The sequence below is a fragment of the Hamadaea sp. NPDC051192 genome (assembly GCF_040682475.1).
GTDB lineage: Bacteria > Actinomycetota > Actinomycetes > Mycobacteriales > Micromonosporaceae > Hamadaea > Hamadaea flava.
The window spans coordinates 1-22,161 of record NZ_JBFBAZ010000130.1 but is presented as its reverse complement, the minus strand read 5'-3'; the positions used below and the strand labels follow the sequence as shown (position 1 = coordinate 22,161).

Genomic DNA, 22,161 nt, shown 5'->3' with positions numbered 1-22,161 from the left:
CGACACACCGGCGAGACCGGAAACTCCATGATCAACGGGACGGAGGTGGGGGTGTGGGCGGGGGTGGTGGGGGTGGGGGAGGGTGTGGAGGGGCGGCGCGGGTGGGGACTACGAGGGGGCCGTGGTCGCCGGGGATGATCCGGACTCGCGCGCGATAGTGCTTCGCGAGCAGGTCCTCGGTCAGCACCAGCTCCGGCCGGCCGTCGGCGACGATCCGGCCGCCGTCCATGAGGACGAGGCGGTCGGCGTACTCCCCGGCGACGGACAGGTCGTGCATCGTCGCGAGCACGGTCAGCCCGGCCTCCCGCCGCAGCGCGTCGATCAGTTCGAGGACTTCCTGCTGGTGCCCGATGTCCAGGGCACTGGTCGGCTCGTCGAGCAACAGCAGCGGGGCCTGCTGCGCCAGCGCGCGGGCGAGGAACACCCGCTGCCGCTCACCGCCGGACAGTGTCGGCAACTCCCGGCCCGCGAATCGGTCCAGGTCCAGCCGGGTCAGCACGTCCCGCACCACGGCCAGGTCCGCGGCGGACTCCCGGCCCAAGGTCGGGATATGAGGCGTACGCCCAAGGAGGACGTAGTCGAGGACGGTCATCCCGGCGGGGACGACGGGGTACTGCGCGACGGCCGCCATCCGCCGAGCCCGTTCGCGCCGGTTCAGCTCCGTGAGCGGGGTCTCGCCGAGGACCGCTTCGCCCGCGTACGCGTACTCGCCGAGGACCGCCCGGAGCAGGGTGGACTTCCCGGCGCCGTTCGGCCCGATGATCGTGACCCATTCCCCGGCGGCGACCCCGAGGTCCACATCGTCCACGATGGTCGCCTTATCGAGGACGACGCCGAAGCCGCGCAGCCGAAGCATCAGAGCCTCGCCGACCGCGTCGTCCGCAGGACGAGGATGAAGAAGGGCGCCCCCACGAAGGCGGTGACCACGCCGATCGGCAGCTCGGTCGGGGCCGCCACGGTCCGGGCGATCAGATCGGCTCCCACCAGGAAGGCGCCGCCGTAGATCATCGACAGCGGCAGAATCGCCCGGTACGACGCTCCGGTGAGCAGCCGCACGATGTGCGGGACCACGATGCCGACGAAACCGATGAGCCCTGAGACGGCCACCGCGGCGGCGGTCGCCAGGCTGGCCGCCGCGACCAGGATCAGCCGGGATCGCGCGGGATGCAGCCCCAGACTCGCCGCCTCCGCGTCGCCCACGCTCAACACGTCCAGCTCCCGGCGCAGGGCCAGGACGACCAGTGCGCTGACCACGGCGTACGGGATGATGACCAGGACGTCGTGCCAGCCGCCGGTCGCGAGACGGCCGAGCAACCACGAGTAGACCTCGCGGATGCTGTCGGCGTAGCGCTGGAGCACGTAGGTCTGGATGGCGGCGAGGAAGGCCGAGATCGCGACCCCGGCGAGAATGAGCGTGCTGCCGGAGCGATCGCGGCCGCCCGCGATCCCGAGCAGATAGGTGAGGCCGACCGCGAGCAGCGCGCCGGCGAAGGCGAAGAGCGGGACGCTGGTCCACATGCCGCCGCGCAACGCGATGGCGAGCGTGGCGCCGAGACCCGCGCCGGCCGCGACGCCGAGCAGATAGGGGTCCGCGAGCGGATTCCGGAAGACGCCCTGGTAGCTCGCTCCGGCGAGGGCGAGCATCGAGCCGACCAGCATGCCGAGCACCACGCGCGGCAGCCGCAGGTCCGTGACGATGGCGATCTCGCGCTCGTTCAGCCCCGAATTCAGGTGGACGCCCGGAATCAGGTTCAGCAGCTCGATCGCGACCGAACCGGGCGGCAGCCCGACCGGCCCGAAGGCGATGCCGGCGAGGACCGCGACGACGAGGACGGCGACCGCGGTGAGCAGCCACGACAGCCGAAGCCCCGCCGGCCTGACCTCCACGTCCCTTCCCCCTTCCCTGCCGCTACCCGCCCGCCCGCTCACCGCTGCCCGCCCGCTCGCCCCTCCCGCCGCTCGCGCCCCCGCCGCTCGCCCCTCGCTCGCCCCGCTCGCTCGCCTCGTTGATCATGGGGTTGACCACCTCGACACGCCGTCGAGACCACAGTTAACTCCATGATCAACGAGGCGAAGCGCGTCAGGAGATCTGGTTCACCGAGGTCGCGACCGTCTGCGCGAGGTCGACGATTCGCGGCCCCCAGCGGGAGGCGATGTCGTCGTCGAGCGCGACGATCTGGCCCTTGCTGACGGCGGTGATGCCGGACCAGCCCGCCCGCGCCTTGACGGTGTCGGCGGTCTGCTGGCAGCACTTGGCGTCGGCCAGGAAGATCAGGTCGGGGTTCGCCTTGACCAGGGCCTCGGCGGACAGCTGCGGGTACCCGAAGGCCTTGCCGTCGGCGTCCGCGGCGTCGGCGACGTTCTGCAGGCCGAGGAGCGTGAAGATCGACCCGATGAAGGTCTTCGAGGTGGCCGAGTAGAGGTCCGGCGAGACCTCGTAGAAGTAAGTCAGCGGCTTGGTGCGCGCCTTGACCGACTTCACGATCGTGTCGAGCTTCGACTTCATGTCTGCCACGACCTTGGCGGCGTCGTCGGCGTGGCCGGTCAGCTTGCCGAGGTCGGCGATCTCGGCGTACGCCTCGTCGAGGGTCGCCGCCGCCGGAACCAGGAAGGTCGGGATCTTCAGCGCCTTGAGCTGGTCGACGATCTTGTCGCTGTCGTTGGTGAGGACCACCAGGTCCGGGTTCTTCGCGGCGATCGCCTCGGCGCTCGGCTTGTACGCGGACAGGTCCGACTTCGGTACGCCGGCCGGGTAGTTGGACTGGTCGTCGACCGCGACGACCTGCGTACCCGCGTTGACGGCGTAGAGCATCTCAGTGGCCGTCGGCCCGAGCGAGACGATCTTGGCAGGCTGCTTGTCGAGCGTCACACTGCCGACGGTGACCGGGTACGCCGCGCTGGTGGGCGTGGCAGTGGGGGTGGCCGTTCCGCCGTTTCCGGTGGAGCAGGCGGCCAGGCCGAAGGCGAGACCGGCGAGCAGTCCGAGCGCACGTCTTCTCAACATCGAATTCCTCCTATCGGTCGAGGGGTTAGTCCGCCGACAGGAGTGAAGGGTGCCTGCCCGCGAGACGCCCTTCCTCGAGAGCGTTACTTCGCGACCGCGGCAAGGCGACCTGGCTCGACCAGCCCGAACGCGACCGGAGTCACGCCTGGGGAGGGATCACAGTTGCGGGACAGCGCCGGATTCGCACCGGCTTCGCTGACCGCGGTCAGCCAGAGGCTAACCCACGGCCGATCCCGGACGGAAATTCAGCGCTGTTCGCTGTTGGTGGGCGACTGCTCGGCGTCGGTCGGGTGATCCGGCTCGTCCTGGGTCGCCGGCTTCGTCCCGGCGGGCTCGTCCTCACCGGCGAGCGCGGACCGGAGCTTCGACTTCTCCGTCTTGCGGCGCTCGACCGCGTTCTGCAGCTGGAGGGAGTACTGCTCACGCCAGCCACGCAGGACGAACCAGCTCAGCACCGCCGATACCAGGATGGCGAGGACGAGCTTGAGGAAGATGCTCAGCGGGAACGGCAGCAGCACGAGGAACGCGGCGACGAACAGGCCGACGCGCCCGAGCGTGTACTTGACAGCAGGACTCACGCCCAGCAGCCTACGCGCTGCTGGGCGGGTTCCACGAAGTGGCCGGGCCCAGTAACCGGGCCCGATGACTACGCCCAGACCTGCTGGGGTTCGCGCCGCCGGTCGGCCAGCGACACCGGCGCGTCGAACTCGCGTACCACCTCGTAGCGGGTGTTGCGCTCGACCGGCCGGAAGCCGGCGTCCTGGATCAGGGTGAGCAGGTCCTCGCGGTGCATGGTGTCCGGCGTGCCGTAGGAGTCGGCGTCGTGGGTGATCTTGTACTCGACCACCGAGCCGTCCAGGTCGTCCACGCCGAAGTTCAGCGACAGCTGGGCGACCGAGAGGCCGTGCATGACCCAGAAGCACTTCACGTGATCGAAGTTGTCGAGCATCAGCCGGGAGACCGCGAAGGTCTTCAGCGACTCGGCCGGCGACGCCATCGTGGTCTTGGCCTGGATGCGGTTGCGGACGATGCCGTCGGCGCTGTCGTGGAAGTCGTGCTGGTAGCGCAGCGGGATGAAGACCATGAAGCCGCCGGTCTCGTCCTGCAGCTCTCGCAGTCGCATCACGTGATCGACCCGGTGCCGGGGTTCCTCGATGTGCCCGTAGAGCATTGTCGCCGGGGTACGGAGCCCCTTCTCATGGGCCAGCCGGTGAATCCGCGACCAGTCCTCCCAGTGGCACTCGTGGTCGACGATCTGCTGACGGATCTCCCAGTCGAAGATCTCGGCGCCGCCACCGGTCAGCGAGGCCAGGCCGGCGTCGATCAGCTCGTCGAGGATCTCGTCGGCGGGCAGGCCGGAGATCTTCTCGAACCACTGCACCTCGGTCGCGGTGAAGCACTTCAGCGAGACGTCGGGCAGCGCCTCCTTCAGCGCGCGCAGCACCCGGGGGTAGTACTTCCACGGCAGTGTCGGGTGCAGACCGTTGACGATGTGCAGCTCGGTGAGCTGCTCGTCCTTCATCTCCAGCGCCTTCTCCACGGCCTGCTCGACGCGCATGGTGTACGCGGCCTTCTCCCCCGGCTTGCGCTGGAAGGAGCAGTACGCACAACTGGCGGTGCAGACATTGGTGAGGTTCAGGTGCCGGTTGACGTTGAACATCACCCGGTCGCCGTTCTTCTCGGTGCGCCGGTGGTGCGCCAACCGGCCCAGCCAGGCCAGATCGTCGCTGGCGTACAGGGCCTCACCGTCGGCCCGGGTGAGCCTTTCGCCGGCGTAGACCTTCTCTTCCAGCTCCCGCTTCAGCCCCGCGTCCATCCGCTGCGCCTCCCAACCGTCGACTCCGTTCTGCACATTACCCGGGGGTTCACCGGTCCTTACGGTCGCGGGTGTCGACTTTCGCTTCCGGGTGCGCTATGAACGAAGGCGGCACACCGGACGGATCCGGCGGGATCTCGGGGAGAAGACACATGACGCGACGACGCGTTGGCGCGGCTCGGTTGTCTGCGCTGCTCACGGCAGCGATCGTCACGGGAGTGGCGGCTCCGGCCGCTGCGGCGCCGTCGACGACCACCGCGACTGCGCAGAAGGTGCCCGACGGCGGCGTCCTGCCTGTCCCGAATGGTCCGTTGCAGTTGCCTTATGGCGTACCCACGAGCGGCGGCACCGTCGGCAACGACCTGGCCGCGCTCGCCGCGCAGCTGAACGCGATCCAGACCGAGGTCTCGGTCCTCGCCGAGCAGCTCAACGAGCTGAAGCAAGCGGTCACCGACACCACGAACGCGTTCATCTACGCCCAATACGAGTACGCCGAAGCCCAGAACCGGTTGGAGAAGGCGAAGAAGGCCCTCGCGTCGGCCGCCTCGGACGCGTACGTGCAGTCCGGCGGTCTGCCGAACCTGGGGCTGGGCGGACTCGCCCCGCGCGCCGACGACCCCGTGCACGGCAGTTCCGGCGCGGCGCACGAACTAGCCCTGGCCAAGGCGGAGTACGAGCGGACCAAAGCGGCGTACGAGACGACGCAGAAGAACCAGACGGAGACGAAGCAGCGCTTCGCCACCACGGAGGTCAGCTACAACCAGCGCAGCACCGCGATGTTGGAGCTGAAGACCCGCAACGCCGCGAAGGTCGCGCAGATCCTGCGTCAGCAGGAGGCGGCCGAACAGGCGCTCGGCCAGCAGTACCTCAACACCGACGCCCTGTCCGGCTACAAGGCGAACCCGAAGGCGCTCGCCGCCGTCAACTTCGCCCTCAAGCAGCTCGGCAAGTCCTATGTGTGGGGCGCCGAGGGTCCCGACCACTACGACTGCTCAGGTCTGATGTGGGCGGCGTACCGGACGACCGGGCACACCCTGCCGCGCGTCTCGCGGGACCAGTACCAGGGCACCAAGGACACCTCGGTGTCCCGATACGCCTTGCTCCCCGGCGATCTGCTGTTCTTCGGCGAAGACCCGAACAACCCGGCCTCGATCCACCACGTCGGCATGTACCTCGGCAACGGCAAGATGATCCACTCGCCGACCACCGGCGACGTCGTGAAGATCTCGAACGTCTGGTGGTCGCACTTCTTCGGCGCGACCCGGGTCTACTCGGCCATCAAGGTCGCCACCCCGACGCCCACGCCGACGCGGACGACGACGCCCACCGCGACCGCCACGGCCACCGCCACGGCGAAGCCGACGCAGACGACCAGCTCACCGAGCCCGAGCCCGACGACCAGCTCGCCGAGCCCGACGCCCACCACGGAGTCGCCGACTCCGGCCGCGACGACCGAGAGCCCGGCGCCGCAGGAGACCACCAACTCGGCGGCCGCCACCCAGCCCGCCGTCGAGCCGACGCCGACGCCCGCTCCCTGACGCTCACGCGCGCAGCGCGGTCACCATCCGGGCGACACCGTCCGCAATGGACTCCGCCGACGCCGCGATCGTGCCGCGGACGTGGCCCACGCCGCCGGTGCCGAACTTGCGCCCGGGGGCGAAGGCTATGCGGCCACGTTCCAGGAAGAAGTCGGCGGGCTCGCCCTCGATGACCAGCTCGCGACAGTCCAACCAGGTCAGATAGGTGCCTTCCGGCGCGCGGTACCCGACCTCCGGCAGCTGCTGGGCCAGCAGGTCGCCGAGCAGGCGGCGATTGGCGTCCAGGGCCGCCAGCAGATCGTCCAGCCACGGCTCGCCGTGCCGCAGCGCGGCCGTGTGCGCGATCGTGCCGAAGTGGCTCGTCCCGTGCGCGACGTGCTCGGGCAGCCGCCGGACGTCGTCGACGGCCTGCACGCCCCCGATCAACAACGCCGCCTTCAGCCCGGCGAGATTCCACGCCTTCGACGCCGACATCAGCGAGAACCCGCGATCGTCCACGCTCAGATACGGCACGAACGACGCGCCCGCCGGAACCAGCGGCGCGTGGATCTCGTCGGCCACCACCCGCACCCCATAACCGTGGGCGAGCTGCGCGACTTGCTCCAGCTCCGCGCGCGTGTGCACAGCGCCCGTGGGATTGTGCGGATTACACAACAGGTACGCAGCCCGACTACCCGCCGACGCGGCGTGCCGGAACGCCGCCTCCAGGACGGCGAAGTCGATCCGGCCGTCCGTTCCCAGCGGCGCCTCCACGATCCGGCGGCCCGCATGCTCCACGAAGCCGAAGAACGGGAAGTACACGGGTGGGTTGACCACGACGGCATCGCCCCGGCCGGTGACCAGCCGGAGTGCCTCGACGACCCCGGTCATGACGTCGGCCACCGGCGACGTCTGGGCCGTCTCGAAACTCCAGCCCCAGCGACGGCCGCCGAACGCGCTCAGCGCTTCCGCGTACCCGTCGCCCGCGGGGTAGCCGGTGTCGCTGAGGCGCACCGCTTCCTGCAGCGCCTCGCGTATGGGGTCGGCGAGGTCGACGTCCATCTCGGCCACGAACGCCGGCAACACGTCCTCAGGGTATGTGCGCCATTTCACACTGGTCCGCCGGCGCAACATCTCCGGCGTGACCGTGCTGAACGGGTCGGCCATGGTTCCGATCTTCCCACGTTCGGGGGCTCGTTCGGCGGGCCGATTCGTGAGCCCAGCCACTCCGAGCCCTTATTCGGACAAGCGGGGCAGCCGAGCACGTACACTCACCTCTGTTGCGTGCCCATCGGCACGCGTTTTCTATGCGTGTTCCTGCGAGAAGAATGCTGGCGGCAGGCCTTCCGGGCCGCCGCGCGGACGCGGGGATACCTCCATGGAATGCCCCACGTTCGAGTACCGAGGAGCACCTTGAGTTTCGCTGATCCCTCCACCTTCCCGTCCGTCTTCGACCTCGAGTCTGACACCAGCGGCTCCGAGTCGGCTGGGAAGGCCTCCTTCGCTGAGCTGGGCCTGCCGCGCAAGCTGGTCCGGGCGCTGGCCCGCGAAGGCATCACCCATCCCTTCGAGATCCAGGCCGCGACCGTGCCGGACGCCCTCGCCGGGCGCGACGTGCTGGGCCGGGGCCAGACCGGTTCGGGCAAGACCCTGGCCTTCGGCCTGCCGGCAATCGCTCGCATCGCCGAGAGCGGCCGGGCCCGCCCGCGTCACCCCAAGGGCCTGATCCTGGTCCCCACCCGGGAACTGGCGATGCAGGTCGCCGACGCGCTCCGGCCGCTGGGCCGCGAGCTGGGCCTGTTCCTGGCCACCGCCGTCGGCGGGGTGCCCTACGACCGGCAGATCTCCGGTCTGGAGCGCGGCCTCGACATCCTGATCGCGACGCCGGGCCGACTGGGCGACCTCATCAACCGGGGTGCCTGCTCGCTCGACGAGGTGCAGATCTCGGTGCTCGACGAGGCCGACCAGATGGCCGACATGGGCTTCCTGCCCGAGGTCACCGAACTGCTCGACAAGACCCCCGCGGGCGGTCAGCGACTGCTGTTCTCCGCGACCCTCGACGGCGACGTCGACACGCTGGTCCAGCGGTTCATGACCGACCCGGTGACGCACTCGACCGCGCCGCCGGCCGCCTCGGTCACCACCATGGATCACCTGATGCTGCTGATCCCGCCGACCGACAAGTTCCGGGTCGTCGCCTCGATCGCCAACCGGTCGGGCCGCACGATGCTCTTCGCGCGTACGCAGGCGGCCGTCGACCGGCTCGTCGACCAGCTCCGCGAGGTCGGCGTACGCGCCGGCGGCCTGCACGGCGGCAAGAGCCAGGCGGTCCGCACGCGTACCCTCGCCGAGTTCAAGGAAGGCCGCACGAGCGTCCTCGTGGCGACGGACGTGGCCGCCCGAGGCATCCACGTGGACGGCGTGTCCCTCGTCGTGCACGTCGACCCGCCGCGCGACCCGAAGGACTACCTGCACCGGGCGGGCCGCACCGCCCGGGCCGGCGAGTCCGGCGCGGTCGCCACGCTGGTCCTGCCGAAGCAGCGGCGCAGCACGCAGATGATGCTGCAGAAGGCCGGTGTCGACGACGCCGCCGAGCACCGCGTACGCGCCGGCGACGCCCGCCTGACCGAGCTGACCGGCGCCCGCGAGCCGAGCGGCGTACCGGTCAAGGACGAGCCGCGCCCGGCCCCGTCCGCCGCGCACCGGCCGCGCCGTCACTTCTCGGACCGGCCGCGCCGGTTCCCCGACGGCGGTGGCCGCGAGGGTGGTGGCCGTCCCCGCTTCCGTGAGGACCGCCCCAAGCGGTACGCCGACCGCTGACCCTCTTAGTACATCCCCTTGATCGGGTCACCGATCTGTGTCCAGAACACCTCGTTCACGACACAGATAGGTGACCCGATCATCGTTTCGCCTGCGAAACCGCGGCAGCCCAGCGGCCGCTGCCTTGGGGCGAGCTTGCCGATCAGGCGCAGAGCTTGCCGATCAGGCGCAGAGGTTCGGCACGGCCGGGCAGCCGCGTACGGTCTGCCGCCTGGGCGATCCGGCTCGGGAGCGTCCACCGGGCAGCCGTCGCCTTCACCATCGAAGGCCCTTCGTCCACCGGGGAATGGTGAAACGAAAGCGGCCGCACCGCCGAAGCGATGCAGCCGCGTTCTGTGGATTACCAGGCGGTGTGGATGACCGCCGCTCAGTCGTCGAGCCAGTCGAGGCGGCGGTCGGCGCGCCGGGACGGGTCGTCGTAGCCGTTGGTCTGCTGGCCGTACGAGTCCGGGTTGTAGCGCTGCGTCGCCTCGCCGTACGCGCCCTGGTCGTAACCGCTGCCGCGCTGCTCGGGGACGTAGCCGCCGCCGGAACCGTAGTTGTTGCTCTGCGAGCCGTAGCCGCCGGCCGAGTCGCCGTAGCCGCCCGACTGTTGCTGCTGCTGACCGTAGCTTCCCTGCGAGCCGTAGCCCTGGTCGTAGCCGCCGCTCGCCTGGCCACCGCTGCCGTAGTTGCCAGCCGAGTCGCCGTAGCCACCACCGGGCTGCTGTTGCTGCTGACCGTAGCTTCCCTGCGAACCGTAACCCTGGTCGTAGCCGCCGCCTTGGCCGTAGCCGCCGTTCGCCGCGCCGTAGTTGCCGCCGCCCTGGTCGTAGCTGCCGCCCTGCTGACCGCTCCCGTACGCCGAACCGTTGGCGCCGTAGCCGCCGCCCGCGCCGTACTCCGAGCCGGGGGTGGCCGGCGAACCGTAGCCGCCACCGGCCTGGGGTCCGGCACCGTAGCCACCGGCGCCGCCCTGGGCGCCTGAGCCGTAGCCGGACGTCGGCGCGGCGGGCGAACCGTACGCCCCCGCGACGGGCGAGCCGTAGGCTCCGCCACCGGCCGGGGAGCCGTACGCACCGCCACCGGCGGAAGGCCCGGCAGCCGGAGAGCCGTACGCCCCACCGGAAGGCGCGCCGTAGGTCGAACCACCCGCGGAAGGACTGCCATACGCCCCACCCCCGGCTGGGGAACCGTATGCGCCGCCGCCGGCACCGGCAGCACCACCGGCGGACGGCGAGTAACCTCCGCTGCCGTAGGTCTGCGTCGGCTGCGCGTCCTGGCCGTAAGTCGGCTGCGCGTCCTGGCCGTAGCCCGTCCAACCGCTCTGCTGCGGGCGAGCGCCGTAGTCGCCGGGGCGCTGCACCGTCGTCGGGGCGTCGCCCATCGGCGACCGGGCCACCATGGTCGGGTCGGCCGACGGCCGGGCTCCGTAGTAGCCGCCGCTGGACCGAGGCGGCGTCGCCCGGCGGACCGGAGCGTCGTCCTCGTCCTCGTCGTCCTCGTCTTCGTCGTCCTTGTTGCGGCGCATCAGGATCAGCGCGATCGCGCCGATGCCGAGCAGCACGAGCAGGCCGCCGACGATGATCATCATCCAGGACAGCCCGCTACCGGAGTCGTTGCTGGAGTTGCTCGGGTCGACCGCGCCCGCTCCCGCGGACTCGGTCGCGTTGGGGTCCTCGGTAGCCGTCGCGTTCGGGTCCACGGTCACCTCTTCGGTCGGCGACTCCTCGACGGACGGGGACGCGGTCGCGCCCTTGGGCGACATACCGATGCTGATGCCGGACTTGGACTGCCCGGCCGACACCGTGTACGACTTCGTCAACGTGGTGTAGCCGTCGGCGCTGACGCCGACGTAGATCGTGCCCGCCTGGATCGGGTCGCCGGCACTGCTGGTGAACGACCATGCCCCACTGCTGTCGGTCGTGTCGTTGTGCGTCTTGCCGGACGGGTCCTTGATGATGACCAGCGCGCCGTCGATCTTGGATCCGGTGCTGACGTCCTTGACGCTCCCCGAGATCGTGTTGATCGTCGTAGACGACTTCTTCAGCGTGACCGTCCCGGCGTCCTGCTTCTGGTTGCCGGCGGTGAGCTTGATCGTGGCCTGTTCGTCGTTCGTCGACGCTGAGGAGTACTTGAAGGTCGCCGAGTACTGCTTGTCCTCGCCGGCGGTGAACGTCTGGCCACCCCAGGAGCAGGTGCCCGAGCAGGTGAGCTTGCCGTTGCTGGACTCGGCCTTCACGTCGAACGTGTCGTCGCCCAGACCGATGTTCTTGACCGAGAACGAGACCTTGACCGTCTCGTTGTAGTCGACTGAGGACTCGCTCAACGAGTAGTTGGAGATCGCCGCGATCGCGGTCGCGGGACCGCCGATCGCCAGGACGGAACCTAGCGCCAAGCTTGCGACCACACCCGCACGCAGCAAGAAGGCCCGTCGTCGGTGTGTTGCCACGGTCACCCGCCCTTTCCTTCCACTCCCCCCGCGGACGCGCAACGGTCCGTTAGATGCGCACCGCTCGCCACTATGCCTTGTCCGACCAAGGTTCCGCGACCCAGGGGAGGGGCCAATCATGATGGGTGGAAGTCGTATCGTCCACTCATGTCCGTACCGCGCGATAAATCCCAGGCGCTGCTCACGGCGCTTTCATGCATCGATGCAGATCAGGAGCCGGAGCGGACGACCTTGCGCGACGCCGTTCGGTTCGTTCTGGGCGTACTTTCAGATCGTGAGCCCGGACGTTCGGTGGAGGTACGCGTTCCTCCGTTCGGCGCGGTGCAGTGCATCGCTGGACCTCGGCATACCCGGGGCACGCCGCCGAACGTTGTGGAGATGGACGCAATCACCTTCCTCAAAGTGACGTCGGGACGGCTCGCGTGGGCGGACGGCGTCGCGGACGGGCGCATCGCAGCAAGTGGCAATCGCGCTGATTTATCACCGTTCATACCAGTTGTCTGAATCATTCGCTCTTTTCCAGATCCGCAAACTCTGCCAGAATCAATAGAGCCGCGCTTCACGTCGGACTATCACGGAAAGCACCCGGAAGGTGGCTTTCCGTGAAGGCCGCCGAGTCGCGTACACTGTCTCGCGACGGCAGACTGAGCTTCACCAGAGCTTCAGGCCCTGGCGGACCACTCACGAGACCACCGATCAGCGACATCGAGCACTAGGTTGGGAGCAGCAGGGTGCCCCGAGGCGACGGCCGGTTGAGCCACGAACTCGACCCCTACCGGCCAGGCCCGCAGGACGCGTGTGGCGTCTTCGGAGTCTGGGCGCCGGGCGAGGAAGTGGCCAAGCTCACCTACTTCGGGCTCTACGCCCTGCAGCACCGCGGCCAGGAGGCGGCGGGCATCGCCGTCAGCGACGGCACGGGCGTGGTGGTCTACAAGGATCTCGGCCTGGTCGCCCAGGTCTTCGACGAGCCGACCCTGGCGAGCCTGCGCGGCCATCTGGCCATCGGGCACGCCCGGTACTCGACTACCGGCGGCTCCACCTGGGAGAACGCGCAGCCGACGATCAAGGCGACCAAGCTCGGCACCACGCTCGCCTTGGCGCACAACGGCAATCTCGTCAACTCGGCCGATCTCGCGACGCGTATCCGTGAGCTCGGTCTCGACGTCGACGGCTCGACCAGCGACACCGCGCTGGTCACCACGCTGCTCGCCGCCACGCCCGACCTCAGCGTCGAGGCGGCCGCGTTGCAGGTGCTGCCCACGGTCAAGGGCGCCTTCAGTTTCGTCTTCATGGACGAGAACACGTTGTACGCGGCTCGTGACCGCAACGGCGTACGCCCGCTGGTGCTGGGTCGCCTGGAGCGAGGCTGGGTGGTCGCCAGCGAGGCGGCCGCGCTCGACATCGTCGGCGCCAGCGTCGTCCGCGAGGTCGAACCCGGCGAGCTGATCGCGATCGACGAGAACGGCCTGCGCTCGTCGCGGTTCGCCAACCCGGACCCCAAGGGCTGCCTGTTCGAATACGTCTATCTCGCCCGGCCCGACGCCACGATCTCCGGCCGCAACGTCTACGCGGCGCGTACCGAGATCGGCCGTCAGCTGGCCCGCGAGCACCCGGTCGAGGCGGATCTCGTCATCCCCAGCCCGGAGTCGGGCACGCCCGCCGCGATCGGCTACGCCGAAGAGTCCGGCATCCCTTACGGCATGGGCCTCGTGAAGAACGCGTACGTCGGCCGGACCTTCATCCAGCCGTCGCAGACCATTCGTCAGCTGGGCATCCGGCTGAAGCTCAACCCGTTGCGCGACGTCATCCGCGGCAAGCGGATCGTCGTCGTGGACGACTCGATCGTGCGGGGCAACACCCAGCGCGCCATCGTGCGGATGCTGCGTGAGGCCGGCGCCATCGAGGTGCACGTGCGTATCTCCTCCCCGCCGGTGAAGTGGCCTTGCTTCTACGGCATCGATTTCGCGGACCGCGCCGAACTGCTGGCCAACGGTCTGGACAACGAGGGCATCCGTCGCGCCATCGGTGCCGACTCCCTCGGCTACGTATCGCTGAACGGTCTCATCGCCGCCACCGAGCAGCCGGCCAACCGCTTGTGCCGGGCCTGCTTCGACGGCCAGTACCCGATTGATCTGCCCGCCGGTGATCTGATCGGAAAGCATGTGCTCGAGTCGGTCGGCCGTCGTGTGGACGAGGCGGGCCAGGCCGAGCAGCGGGACCGGTCCGGTGACGAACCGGCCCTGAACGAGGACCCGGCGACCCTGGAACGCGCCGGAGCCTGAGCACGCGGCCGTCGTCGCTGCCGCGAGAGAACAAAGGGGAGTACCACCGTGACGCACGTAGCCGAGCGCCCAGCCACCGACGGCGCGGGCGGCCGTCAACTCTGGAACGCCGAGAACGGCAACGGTCGTAAGCGCCAGGCGACTTACGCGGACGCCGGAGTCTCGATCCACGCCGGCGATCAGGCGGTGGAACTGCTCAAGGCGAAGGTGCAGCGCACCCACCGGCCGGAGGTGCTGGGCGGGCTGGGCGGCTTCTCCGGCCTGTTCAAGCTCGATGTCACGAAGTACAAGAAGCCGGTGCTCGCTTCCTCGACGGACGGCGTCGGCACCAAGCTGGTGATCGCGCAGGCGATGGACATCCACGACACGGTCGGCATCGACCTCGTCGCGATGGTCGTGGACGACCTGGTGGCGTGTGGCGCGGAGCCGCTGTTCCTGCTCGACTACATCGCCTGTGGCGAGGTCGTTCCGGACCGGGTCGCCGAGATCGGCGCGGGCATCGCGGATGGTTGCCGCACCGCGGGCTGCGCGCTGCTCGGTGGCGAGACGGCCGAGCACCCGGGAGTGATGAAGTCGCACGAGTACGACCTTTCCGCCAACGGCGTGGGCGTCGTGGAGGAGGACGAGATCCTCAGCCGCGAGCGCGTCCAGCTGGGCGACGTGGTCATCGCGATGCGCTCGTCGGGTCTGCACTCCAACGGCTACTCGCTGGTCCGCCACGTCCTCATGGGGCAGGGCCGGCTGCGGCTGAGCAGCGTCATCGAGGACCTCGGCGTGAACCACACGCTGGGCGAGGAGCTGCTCACCCCCACCAAGATCTACGCGCAGGACTGCCTCACGCTGATCGCCGAATGCGAGGTGCACGCGCTCGCGCACGTCACCGGTGGCGGCATCCCGGGGAACCTCAACCGGGTCCTGCCGGACACGATGGACGCCATCGTGGACCGCTCGACGTGGCGACCGCAGCCCATCTTCGATCTGGTGCAGAGCCGGGGCCGGATCGAAGCGCCCGAGATGGAGTCGACCTTCAACATGGGCGTCGGCATGTTCGCCGTGGTCGCGCCCAACGACGCCGACCGGGCGATGGCGCTGCTCACGGCGCGTGGGGTCGAGGCCTGGTCGGTCGGCGAGGTCGTCGAGGGCGAGGGCAACGTACGCATGCTCGGGTCGCACACGCGCGGCTGAACTAACTGCGGGGCTCCCTAGTCTGGCCGGAATGCGCCAGACTAGGGCAGCGGCGACCGCGAGGAGGTGGGCGATGGCCTCCGTACACCGGTTCACCGGCATGCGGGGCATCGCCTCGGTGCCCTCTTATGTGATCATGCAGCCCACGACACTGTGCAATTTGGACTGTGCGTACTGCTATCTGCCGTTGCGCAAGGAGGATCGGCGGATGGCTCCGGCCGTCGCCGAGGCAGTCGCGCGGACCGTGAACCAGTGGGCCGCCGAGGCACCCCGATTCTCCGTGGTCTGGCACGGTGGCGAGCCCACCGCGGCCGGCCGCGAACGCCTTCTCCAGCTCATGGCGCCGTTCCAGGGCGTCGAGCACCACTTGCAGACCAACGCCACCCTCGTCGACGACGCCTGGTGCGAGTTCTTCCGGGCGTACGACATCCACATCGGATTGAGCGTGGACGGCCCGGAGCGGTTCACCGCACAGCGCGTCGACCGGGCCGGGCGGATGGCGTACCAGCAGATCATGCGCGGAGCCGAAGCCTTGCGACGGCATGGCGTGCCGTTCGCGGCTCTCTGCGTGGTCTCCGACCCGAGCCCGGCGCTGGCCCGCGAGCTGTACCCGTTCTTCCGCGAGCTGGGCTGTTACGCCCTGGGCATCAACATCGAGGAGCGCGAGGGCGTCAACACCCGCAGCAACGCCCACGCGGAGAGCGAGGTCCGCGGTTTCTGGGCGGAGCTGACCGCGGCCTGGCGCGCCGATCCCGCCATCGAACTGCGCGACATCGAGTTCGCCATCCGGTACGCCGGAGCGCTGCGCCGGAACGAGGCGGACGGCGTCCTGCCGCGCCAGGTGGATCCGATCCCGACGATCGCGTACGACGGCTCGGTCGTGCTGGTCTCCCCGGAGCTGGCCGGGTTCAGCAGTCCGCAGTACGGCGACTTCAGCAGCGGCAACGTGACGAGTACGCCGTTGGCCGACATCGTCGCCGGCGCCACGGATTCCCACTGGATCAGCGAGTACCTGCGCGGCGTGGAAGCCTGCCGGGACAGCTGTGCCTATTTCGGGTTCTGTGGCGGTGGCCATGCCGCCAACCGATACTTCGAGCACGGCCGATTCGACACGACGGTCACCGAGCACTGCCGCAACAGCAAGATCCGCCTGATGGAGGGAGTCCTGGACCATGCCGCACCTCATTGAGGCGCCCGAACTGGCCGACCGAGTACGCGCCGACGGCGTCGCCGCGCTGGTCGAGGCGGCTGAGGAGATCTGGTCGACCCGGGCCGCCGATCCGCGGGGCCCGGTCGCGGGACCGCGCCCGTTCGAGGACGCGTTCCCGACCTTCTACCAGTTCTCCAACAGCCCGCAGAAGTAGCGGGGGCATAGTTGAAGGGAGCCCATACCGTCTACGTCGGACGGCTCGGGCTCCCTCCAGCAGGGGTGTTCGCCGGGGGACGGGCGATTAGTCGCCCTGGCGCTGCTGCGGGATCTGACCCTGCAGAAGCGCGCGCACCTCCGACTCGCGGTAACGGCGGTGTCCACCCAGGGTGCGGATGGCGCTGAGCTTGCCCGCCTTCGCCCACCGGGTCACCGTCTTGGGGTCGACACGGAACATCGACGCCACCTCGGCGGGGGTCAGCAGCGGCTCGGGTTCGTGCGTACGCGACGCCATGGGTCACTCCTCCACAAGTACCTGTTAACGAGGGCCGGGGTCCCGCCGGCCGACGCGCCTCCCATAGTCCGGCTCGTCCACGATGTCCGACATGGGCCGAACGGGTGAAGGTCCGTAGATGGACGGATGATGAATCAATGATATTTCCGAAAAAAACCGGACAATATGCCCTCAAGGGATGACGGCATAGGCCGGAATTGTGCTTACTTCTAGGCGTTTTTCAATGCGCCCAGAGAGCGCCAATACCGGACAAATTCCCTCGGTCGAGTAGCCCTCGGAGTACCGGCGAGTAATGCGTACGGATGATCAGTTGTAGCGCTCCATGAGCTGGATCTCGCGCCAGCGGTCGACCAGTCGCTCGTAATGATCCGTCGCCGCCTCGCCGTCGCCCGTATTCAGCGCGGCGAGACCCGCGGCGACCAGGCCCGGCGAATCGTCGTCGTACAGCGCCTGATCGTTGAACAGGTGCACGAGACCGCCGTAGTCGAGTTCGACGATCGAGCCGGGATGGAACTCCTCCAGCCAGCGGGTTCCCTCGGCGACCGACTCGGTGATCGGGGCGTCGCCCATGGTGCGACGCAGAATGGCCAGCCCCTGATGGGCCCGGCGACGCGCCTTGCCGATCTCCGTCCGATAGCGCACCAGCCGGCGACCGGCGCCGACGCTGATCTCCCGCTCGGCGAAGTCCACGAACAGGAACCACCGCAGCGGTACGCCCCACGTCGCGACGTGCTCGTGCACGCGCGGCAATCCGTGGTCGAGGACGCGCGCGCCGCCCCGGAAGTCGCTGACCACCGTCTGAGCGAGCCCGGCCAAGGCGGGCGGGACGAACGCGTCGGCGAGGACGGCGGGTACGCCGGCCCGTGCCGTGAGCGCCGCCTCCGCCACGCGTACGCGCAGATTCCAGGGGCAGATCAACGCACCGGACTCGGTCGTCAACACGTACGCCTCGTCGGGGAGGTCCGGGAGCCGCGACCAGCTCGCGCCGAGCGCCTCGAGAACGGTGACACGCTGACGACCGGGCCCCTCGGCCGGGCCGACGGCCCGTCCCTCGTCGAGGTAACGGCGCCAGAAGCGCTGACGATCCCGGTCGAACGCGGCCAACGGCTCATAGACGCGTAGGTACGCGGCGAACTGTGACGGCACGTGGCGATCCTCCCACGGGCTGAGGGCTTCCCGCACGTACCCGGGACACTCGCCTGCCCGCTTCACTTCAGCTCGGGCGCGAATGCCCGTGTGCCCGGCGCGAAAGCTTCTGCCCGGCGGGAATGCCGGTGTGCCAGTGCGATTGCTTCTGCCCGGCGCGCGATTGCTGCTGTCCGGCGCGAATCGCGTGGCAGGCGCGACGGCGTCTCGCCGAGTGGTCGGGGCCACCTTCGCGACCAGCCACTCCAGTAGGCTCCGAAAGGAGACCTCGCGCCACCCCATGCGGGGTCCCGCGGCCCGCGCCACACAACGGCGCGACAGACTCAACGAGGAGTTCTCATGGGCGTCTTCAGCGCCGACACCGGTCACGAACAGGTCGTCTTCTGCCAAGACCGGACTACCGGCCTCAAAGCGATCATCGGCGTCTATTCCACCGCGCTCGGCCCCGCCCTCGGCGGCACGCGCTTCTATCCGTACGCCTCCGAAGAGGAGGCTCTGCACGACGTGCTGGAGTTGTCTCGCGGGATGGCGTACAAGAACGCCCTCGCGGGGCTGGACCTCGGCGGCGGCAAGGCCGTCATCTGGGGTGACCCGGTACTGGACAAGACCGAGGCGCTGCTTCGGGCGTACGGCCGGTTCGTGCAGTCGCTCAACGGCCGCTACTGGACCGCTTGCGACGTCGGCACCTATGTCCAGGACATGGACGTGGTGGCCCGCGAGACCCGGTTCGTGACCGGTCGCAGCGTCGAGCACGGCGGCGCGGGCGACTCGTCCATCCTCACCGCCTGGGGCGTCTTCCAGGGCATGCGCGCCGCCGCCGAGCACCGCTGGGGCTCGCCGTCGCTGCGCGGCCGCCGGGTCGGCGTCGCCGGGCTGGGCAAGGTCGGCAAGTACCTCGTCGCCCACCTGCTCGAGGACGGCGCCGAGGTCGTCGCGACCGATCCGAGCGAGGCCGCGATCGCGTGGGCTCGCCAGACCCACCCGCAGATCACCCTCGTGGGCGATGTGCAGGAACTCATCACCAGCGACATCGAGGTGTACGCGCCGTGTGCCCTCGGCGGGGCGCTCAACGACGACACCGTTCCCGTGCTGCGGGCGCAGATCGTCGCCGGAGCGGCCAACAACCAGCTGGCCCACCCGGGGGTGGAGAAGCTGCTCGCCGAGCGCGGAATCCTCTACGCGCCGGACTACGTCGTCAACGCCGGCGGCGTGATCCAGGTGGCCGACGAGATCGAGGGCTTCAACTTCGACCGTGCCAAGCTGCGGGCGACCAAGATCTACACGACCACGAAGCAGATCCTTGAACTCGCCGACGACGAGGGTGTGTCGCCCGCCACCGCGGCCGACCGCCTGGCGGAGCGGCGGATGGCGGAGGTCGGGCGGCTGCAGACCATCCGCCTGCCTCGCTGAGGCGCGCTGAAGGGCTAGTCAGGACCCGCGCGAGCGCTCCGGACGGGGTGCTCCGCGGGTCACGACCGAATCCGCAACGAACCCCTTACCGTCGCAAATCAGACAGTTTGCGCGCGGCACGGCAACATGGAGTGGAGCCCGAGGTGCCGAAGTCGGCAACACCTGTGTACCGTATGAGCCACGAGAGATGCCTGACGTCATCGGGGCCCGCCTTCGGGCTGCCCCGACATTCATGTGCGAGGGGGTCGGTCCATGGGACGCGGCCGAGCTAAGGCCAAGCAGACTAAGGTGGCCAGGGAGTTGAAGTACCACTCCCCGAACACCGACCTCGCGGCGTTGCAGCGAGAACTCGGTGGAGCCGCCGCCGCAAAGTCTGATGAGCAGCTCGACGACGAGTACGACGAGTACGACGCCGACGAGGACTCAGAAGACGCGGACGACGACCCCAACTGGGCGATACGGCGTTCCCGGTAGACGCTGTCGAAGATCGTTATTCACCAGCGGCGCAGGCACATGCGCTCGCTCTGTGGGTAGCGATCTTCGCGTGCCGCCACAAAGGTGTGGGGTCGTCCAGTGGGTGCGTCAGGGGGTGTGGTGCGTTTCGCACGCACCGCCTAGCCTGATGCCTCATGAGTGAGATTGAGACTCGCGGCGACGAGGAAAACACGCTGGTCACCTTTGACACCGACGGCGACGGCAAGGCCGACGTCTGGGTCAAGGACACCGACGGCGACGGCGTTTCCGACCTGGTGGAACTCGACCACAACCACGACGGTGAGGTCGACGTGACCCTGGTCGACCTCGACCAGGACGGCAAGCCCGACAACGTCTGAACGTTGCCGGTCAGCCGCCGCCCAGGGCGCGGAACGCCGACATCAGCAGCAGGACCACCAGCACCGCCGCGAGCACCCACCAGAGCCAGCGGCGGTGTTTGTGCGTACCGGGCAAGGCTTCGTCGACGCCGAGCTGGGTGAGGCGCCGGCGGGCCGCCAACACGCTCTCCCGTGCCCGGGTCACGACGGGGTCGGCGCCCGGCGCGCCATGGGCCGCCCGGGCTCGGGCCAGTTCGACGGCGTACCGGCATTGCGCACGCTGCAACGTGCGGACCGCACGCTCGCCCTTGCCCCCGGCGACCTTCTTGGCGTGGTGGCGGGCCCGCGCCCGCAGGTGGGCCTCGGCCAGCGTGCCCACCTCGCCTGGCGTCGCGACGTGCGGATCGCCGAGCTCGCCGAGCTCGGCCAGGTAGAAGCGCGCCTCGCGGGACCGGGCCAGCCAGGCCAGGCTGAGCACCAGGACGAGGGCCGGGAGGCCCTTGATCAGCAGGCCGAGCAGGATGCCGCCGGCTCCGCCGCCCACCCCGTCCGCGAGCAGCGGCGAGTTCCACAGGAAGTGCAGGAACCAGGCTCCGCCGAAGCCCACCGCCACGCCCGCGAGCCGGTTCAGCATCGACCGCTGGGTGTGCACCAGGAAGTACGCGATCCCGCCGCCGACCAGCGCGGAGAAGATCGTGTGGCTCCACAGGCCGGACAGGAACCCGCGGAGGAAGACGGTGGAGATCACCGGGCCGATCTCGTCACCCTGACCGGCGACGGCGACCGCGTTGACCGCGTAGATGATGTCCTCCACGATCTGGAAGCCCAGCCCGACGAGGGCGCCGTAGACCATGCCGTCCAGCACGCTGTTGATCTGCGCCCGGGCGATCAGCACCAGAACGATGACGCCTAGGCCTTTGAGCAGCTCCTCGACGCTCGGCCCGGCGATCGCCGACCCCCACGCGGCGGCGAACTCGGGGGAGACCAGTTTGGCGAGCAGATCGTGCACGGCCCGGTTGCCAGGGATGGCGACGATCGGCGCCACTGCGGCACCCCACGCGAACGCGGTCGCCAGCAGCAGCCACGGCTCCCGTTCCAGGAAGTCCAGCGACGCGATGAAGAGCCAGAACGGCACGGCGTAGAGGCCGAACAGGACGATCGCGGTCAGCGTCGCCGTCGGCCACTTCCCGTACGCCGTCGCGAAGATCCCCAGCAGCTGGATTCCACAGATCAGCAGCAGTCCGGTGAGCAGCCAGAAGGCCGGCATCTGCAGCGAGCGTACGGCGCGGGCGGTCCGGGGCGTGGGCCGGACGGAGTCGGTGGACATCGGCGGCCTACCTCTGCTCGATCGACGCGATGCTCGCCTCGATCCCCGTCATCAGATTGGCCAGGTCGGGTTCGGCGCCGCTGACCGTCACCTCGATCGAGCGCCCGGCGCTGAGGAAGACTGCGTACCGGCCGAGGCGTCCGGGCGCGGTGTAGGACCCCTGTCGGCCGGTCAGCCCGCTCTCGGTGGTCATCGGATCCTCGGCTCCGGTGACCTGGTAGCCCCGCGTACCGGTGATCTTCGCGCGCAGCTTGGCCGCCGCCGCCGTCAGATCGCCGGTGAACGGCGCGACCACGATGACGTACCGGACCGGGCCGATCAGGAACAACGCCGTGCCCCGGTCGGTGCCCGGCCGGGTGTTCGTGAGGTCCAGCTCGGCCTGCTCCGGCGGGATCACCACGACGCCCCCGCCGACCGCGTACGCCCGCCCGCCGACCGTCGAAGCACCGGCCGGAACCCGGCGGTTGATCGCCGGCAGACCCCAGGCCACGAAGAGGATCACGACCAGCACCGCCACGCTGCTGGCGAGATTGCGCAGCAGCCGGGTCCCCGCGGTCGACATGATCCGAAAGTAACGTGGGTGGCACCCGCGTGTCCGACTTATGCGTTCTTTCGGGCGACGCTCCGCTCCCCCACGCCGGCCCACCCTTTCGGCTGGATCAGGGTTCTGGGTCGGATCTGGAGGTCGCCGTGATGGGCGGGCGCGAGATGCGCGGCTGGGTCCGGGTGGACTCCTCAGTCTGCGCGGAC

General features: G+C 69.4%; 21 protein-coding genes, 1 pseudogene and 1 riboswitch. Of the genes and pseudogenes, 10 read left to right on the top strand and 12 right to left on the bottom strand.

Annotated elements, in window-relative coordinates; translation table 11 throughout:
- Positions 1–31: 31 nt before the first annotated feature.
- The 5 genes from AB0M47_RS34430 to mqnE all read right to left on the bottom strand — a co-directional run bounded on the left by AB0M47_RS34430 (position 32) and on the right by mqnE (position 4,820).
- Positions 32–856 (bottom strand): ABC transporter ATP-binding protein, encoded by an 825-nt coding sequence (locus AB0M47_RS34430; RefSeq protein ID WP_363421586.1) that lies wholly within the window; start codon positions 854–856, stop codon positions 32–34.
- Positions 856–1,887 (bottom strand): iron ABC transporter permease, encoded by a 1,032-nt coding sequence (locus AB0M47_RS34425; RefSeq protein WP_363421584.1) that lies wholly within the window; start codon positions 1,885–1,887, stop codon positions 856–858. The genes AB0M47_RS34430 and AB0M47_RS34425 overlap by 1 nt, the downstream gene beginning before the upstream one ends.
- A gap of 193 nt (positions 1,888–2,080) precedes the next feature.
- A complete protein-coding gene (locus AB0M47_RS34420) occupies positions 2,081–3,004 on the bottom strand; it encodes an ABC transporter substrate-binding protein (protein ID WP_363421582.1) in 924 nt (307 codons plus the stop codon).
- Between the two features lie 108 nt (positions 3,005–3,112).
- Positions 3,113–3,195, bottom strand: a riboswitch (cobalamin riboswitch).
- A gap of 54 nt (positions 3,196–3,249) precedes the next feature.
- The gene (locus AB0M47_RS34415) at positions 3,250–3,582 is read right to left on the bottom strand and encodes a DUF4229 domain-containing protein (RefSeq protein ID WP_363421580.1); all 333 of its coding nucleotides are present in this window, start codon (positions 3,580–3,582) and stop codon (positions 3,250–3,252) included.
- 68 nt (positions 3,583–3,650) lie between these two features.
- The gene (gene mqnE, locus AB0M47_RS34410; protein ID WP_253758793.1) at positions 3,651–4,820 is read right to left on the bottom strand and encodes an aminofutalosine synthase MqnE; all 1,170 of its coding nucleotides are present in this window, start codon (positions 4,818–4,820) and stop codon (positions 3,651–3,653) included.
- A gap of 152 nt (positions 4,821–4,972) precedes the next feature.
- Between mqnE and AB0M47_RS34405 the strand changes: the two genes are divergently transcribed.
- Positions 4,973–6,358, top strand: coding sequence for an NlpC/P60 family protein (locus AB0M47_RS34405; RefSeq protein ID WP_363421578.1), 1,386 nt, complete (start codon positions 4,973–4,975; stop codon positions 6,356–6,358).
- A 3-nt stretch (positions 6,359–6,361) separates the two neighbouring features.
- On the opposite strand, the gene AB0M47_RS34400 is transcribed toward AB0M47_RS34405, so the two are convergent.
- Complete coding sequence (locus AB0M47_RS34400) at positions 6,362–7,504, bottom strand: aminotransferase class I/II-fold pyridoxal phosphate-dependent enzyme (protein ID WP_363421576.1); 1,143 nt, start codon at positions 7,502–7,504, stop codon at positions 6,362–6,364.
- Between the two features lie 216 nt (positions 7,505–7,720).
- Here AB0M47_RS34400 and AB0M47_RS34395 point away from each other — a divergent pair.
- Positions 7,721–9,154, top strand: a pseudogene (locus AB0M47_RS34395) (DEAD/DEAH box helicase); the annotation flags it as partial.
- A 145-nt stretch (positions 9,155–9,299) separates the two neighbouring features.
- Here the strand turns inward: AB0M47_RS34395 and AB0M47_RS34390 are convergent.
- Positions 9,300–9,437, bottom strand: a complete 138-nt coding sequence (locus AB0M47_RS34390) for a hypothetical protein (protein WP_363421574.1) — start codon at positions 9,435–9,437, stop codon at positions 9,300–9,302.
- Positions 9,438–9,524: 87 nt separating this feature from the next.
- Complete coding sequence (locus AB0M47_RS34385; protein ID WP_363421572.1) at positions 9,525–11,534, bottom strand: carboxypeptidase regulatory-like domain-containing protein; 2,010 nt, start codon at positions 11,532–11,534, stop codon at positions 9,525–9,527.
- Positions 11,535–11,735: 201 nt separating this feature from the next.
- Here AB0M47_RS34385 and AB0M47_RS34380 point away from each other — a divergent pair, with 201 nt between their 5' ends.
- From AB0M47_RS34380 to amcA, 5 genes are all read left to right on the top strand, one after another.
- Positions 11,736–12,092, top strand: coding sequence for a sterol carrier family protein (locus tag AB0M47_RS34380; RefSeq protein WP_363421570.1), 357 nt, complete (start codon positions 11,736–11,738; stop codon positions 12,090–12,092).
- 227 nt (positions 12,093–12,319) lie between these two features.
- On the top strand, positions 12,320–13,870 hold the full coding sequence (gene purF, locus AB0M47_RS34375) for an amidophosphoribosyltransferase (RefSeq protein ID WP_363421568.1): 1,551 nt from the start codon (positions 12,320–12,322) through the stop codon (positions 13,868–13,870).
- Positions 13,871–13,918: 48 nt separating this feature from the next.
- Positions 13,919–15,055 (top strand): phosphoribosylformylglycinamidine cyclo-ligase, encoded by a 1,137-nt coding sequence (gene purM, locus AB0M47_RS34370; protein WP_363421566.1) that lies wholly within the window; start codon positions 13,919–13,921, stop codon positions 15,053–15,055.
- A gap of 100 nt (positions 15,056–15,155) precedes the next feature.
- Positions 15,156–16,244, top strand: a complete 1,089-nt coding sequence (amcB, locus tag AB0M47_RS34365) for a cyclophane-forming radical SAM peptide maturase AmcB (protein ID WP_363421588.1) — start codon at positions 15,156–15,158, stop codon at positions 16,242–16,244.
- A complete protein-coding gene (amcA, locus tag AB0M47_RS34360) occupies positions 16,228–16,419 on the top strand; it encodes a multiple cyclophane-containing RiPP AmcA (protein ID WP_363421564.1) in 192 nt (63 codons plus the stop codon). The genes amcB and amcA overlap by 17 nt, the downstream gene beginning before the upstream one ends.
- Positions 16,420–16,506: 87 nt before the next feature.
- Here the strand turns inward: amcA and AB0M47_RS34355 are convergent, their stop codons facing one another.
- The gene (locus AB0M47_RS34355) at positions 16,507–16,716 is read right to left on the bottom strand and encodes a BldC family transcriptional regulator (protein WP_007073996.1); all 210 of its coding nucleotides are present in this window, start codon (positions 16,714–16,716) and stop codon (positions 16,507–16,509) included.
- Positions 16,717–17,022: 306 nt separating this feature from the next.
- Positions 17,023–17,862 (bottom strand): hypothetical protein, encoded by an 840-nt coding sequence (locus tag AB0M47_RS34350; protein ID WP_363421562.1) that lies wholly within the window; start codon positions 17,860–17,862, stop codon positions 17,023–17,025.
- Between the two features lie 339 nt (positions 17,863–18,201).
- Here AB0M47_RS34350 and AB0M47_RS34345 point away from each other — a divergent pair, with 339 nt between their 5' ends.
- From AB0M47_RS34345 to AB0M47_RS34335, 3 genes are all read left to right on the top strand, one after another.
- Complete coding sequence (locus AB0M47_RS34345) at positions 18,202–19,272, top strand: Glu/Leu/Phe/Val dehydrogenase (RefSeq protein WP_253758820.1); 1,071 nt, start codon at positions 18,202–18,204, stop codon at positions 19,270–19,272.
- Positions 19,273–19,524: 252 nt separating this feature from the next.
- Entirely contained in the window at positions 19,525–19,746 is a 222-nt protein-coding gene (locus AB0M47_RS34340; RefSeq protein ID WP_253758822.1) for a DUF3073 domain-containing protein, read from the top strand.
- Positions 19,747–19,901: 155 nt separating this feature from the next.
- Positions 19,902–20,105 carry a hypothetical protein gene (locus AB0M47_RS34335; RefSeq protein WP_253758824.1) on the top strand — a complete coding sequence of 68 codons (204 nt, stop codon included), beginning with the start codon at positions 19,902–19,904 and terminating at the stop codon, positions 20,103–20,105.
- 10 nt (positions 20,106–20,115) lie between these two features.
- Here AB0M47_RS34335 and AB0M47_RS34330 read toward each other — a convergent pair whose 3' ends face one another.
- Together AB0M47_RS34330 and AB0M47_RS34325 are read right to left on the bottom strand one after the other, a co-directional pair.
- Entirely contained in the window at positions 20,116–21,411 is a 1,296-nt protein-coding gene (locus AB0M47_RS34330; protein WP_363421560.1) for a PrsW family intramembrane metalloprotease, read from the bottom strand.
- A 7-nt stretch (positions 21,412–21,418) separates the two neighbouring features.
- Complete coding sequence (locus tag AB0M47_RS34325) at positions 21,419–21,973, bottom strand: hypothetical protein (RefSeq protein ID WP_363421558.1); 555 nt, start codon at positions 21,971–21,973, stop codon at positions 21,419–21,421.
- Between the last annotated feature and the right edge of the window lie 188 nt (positions 21,974–22,161).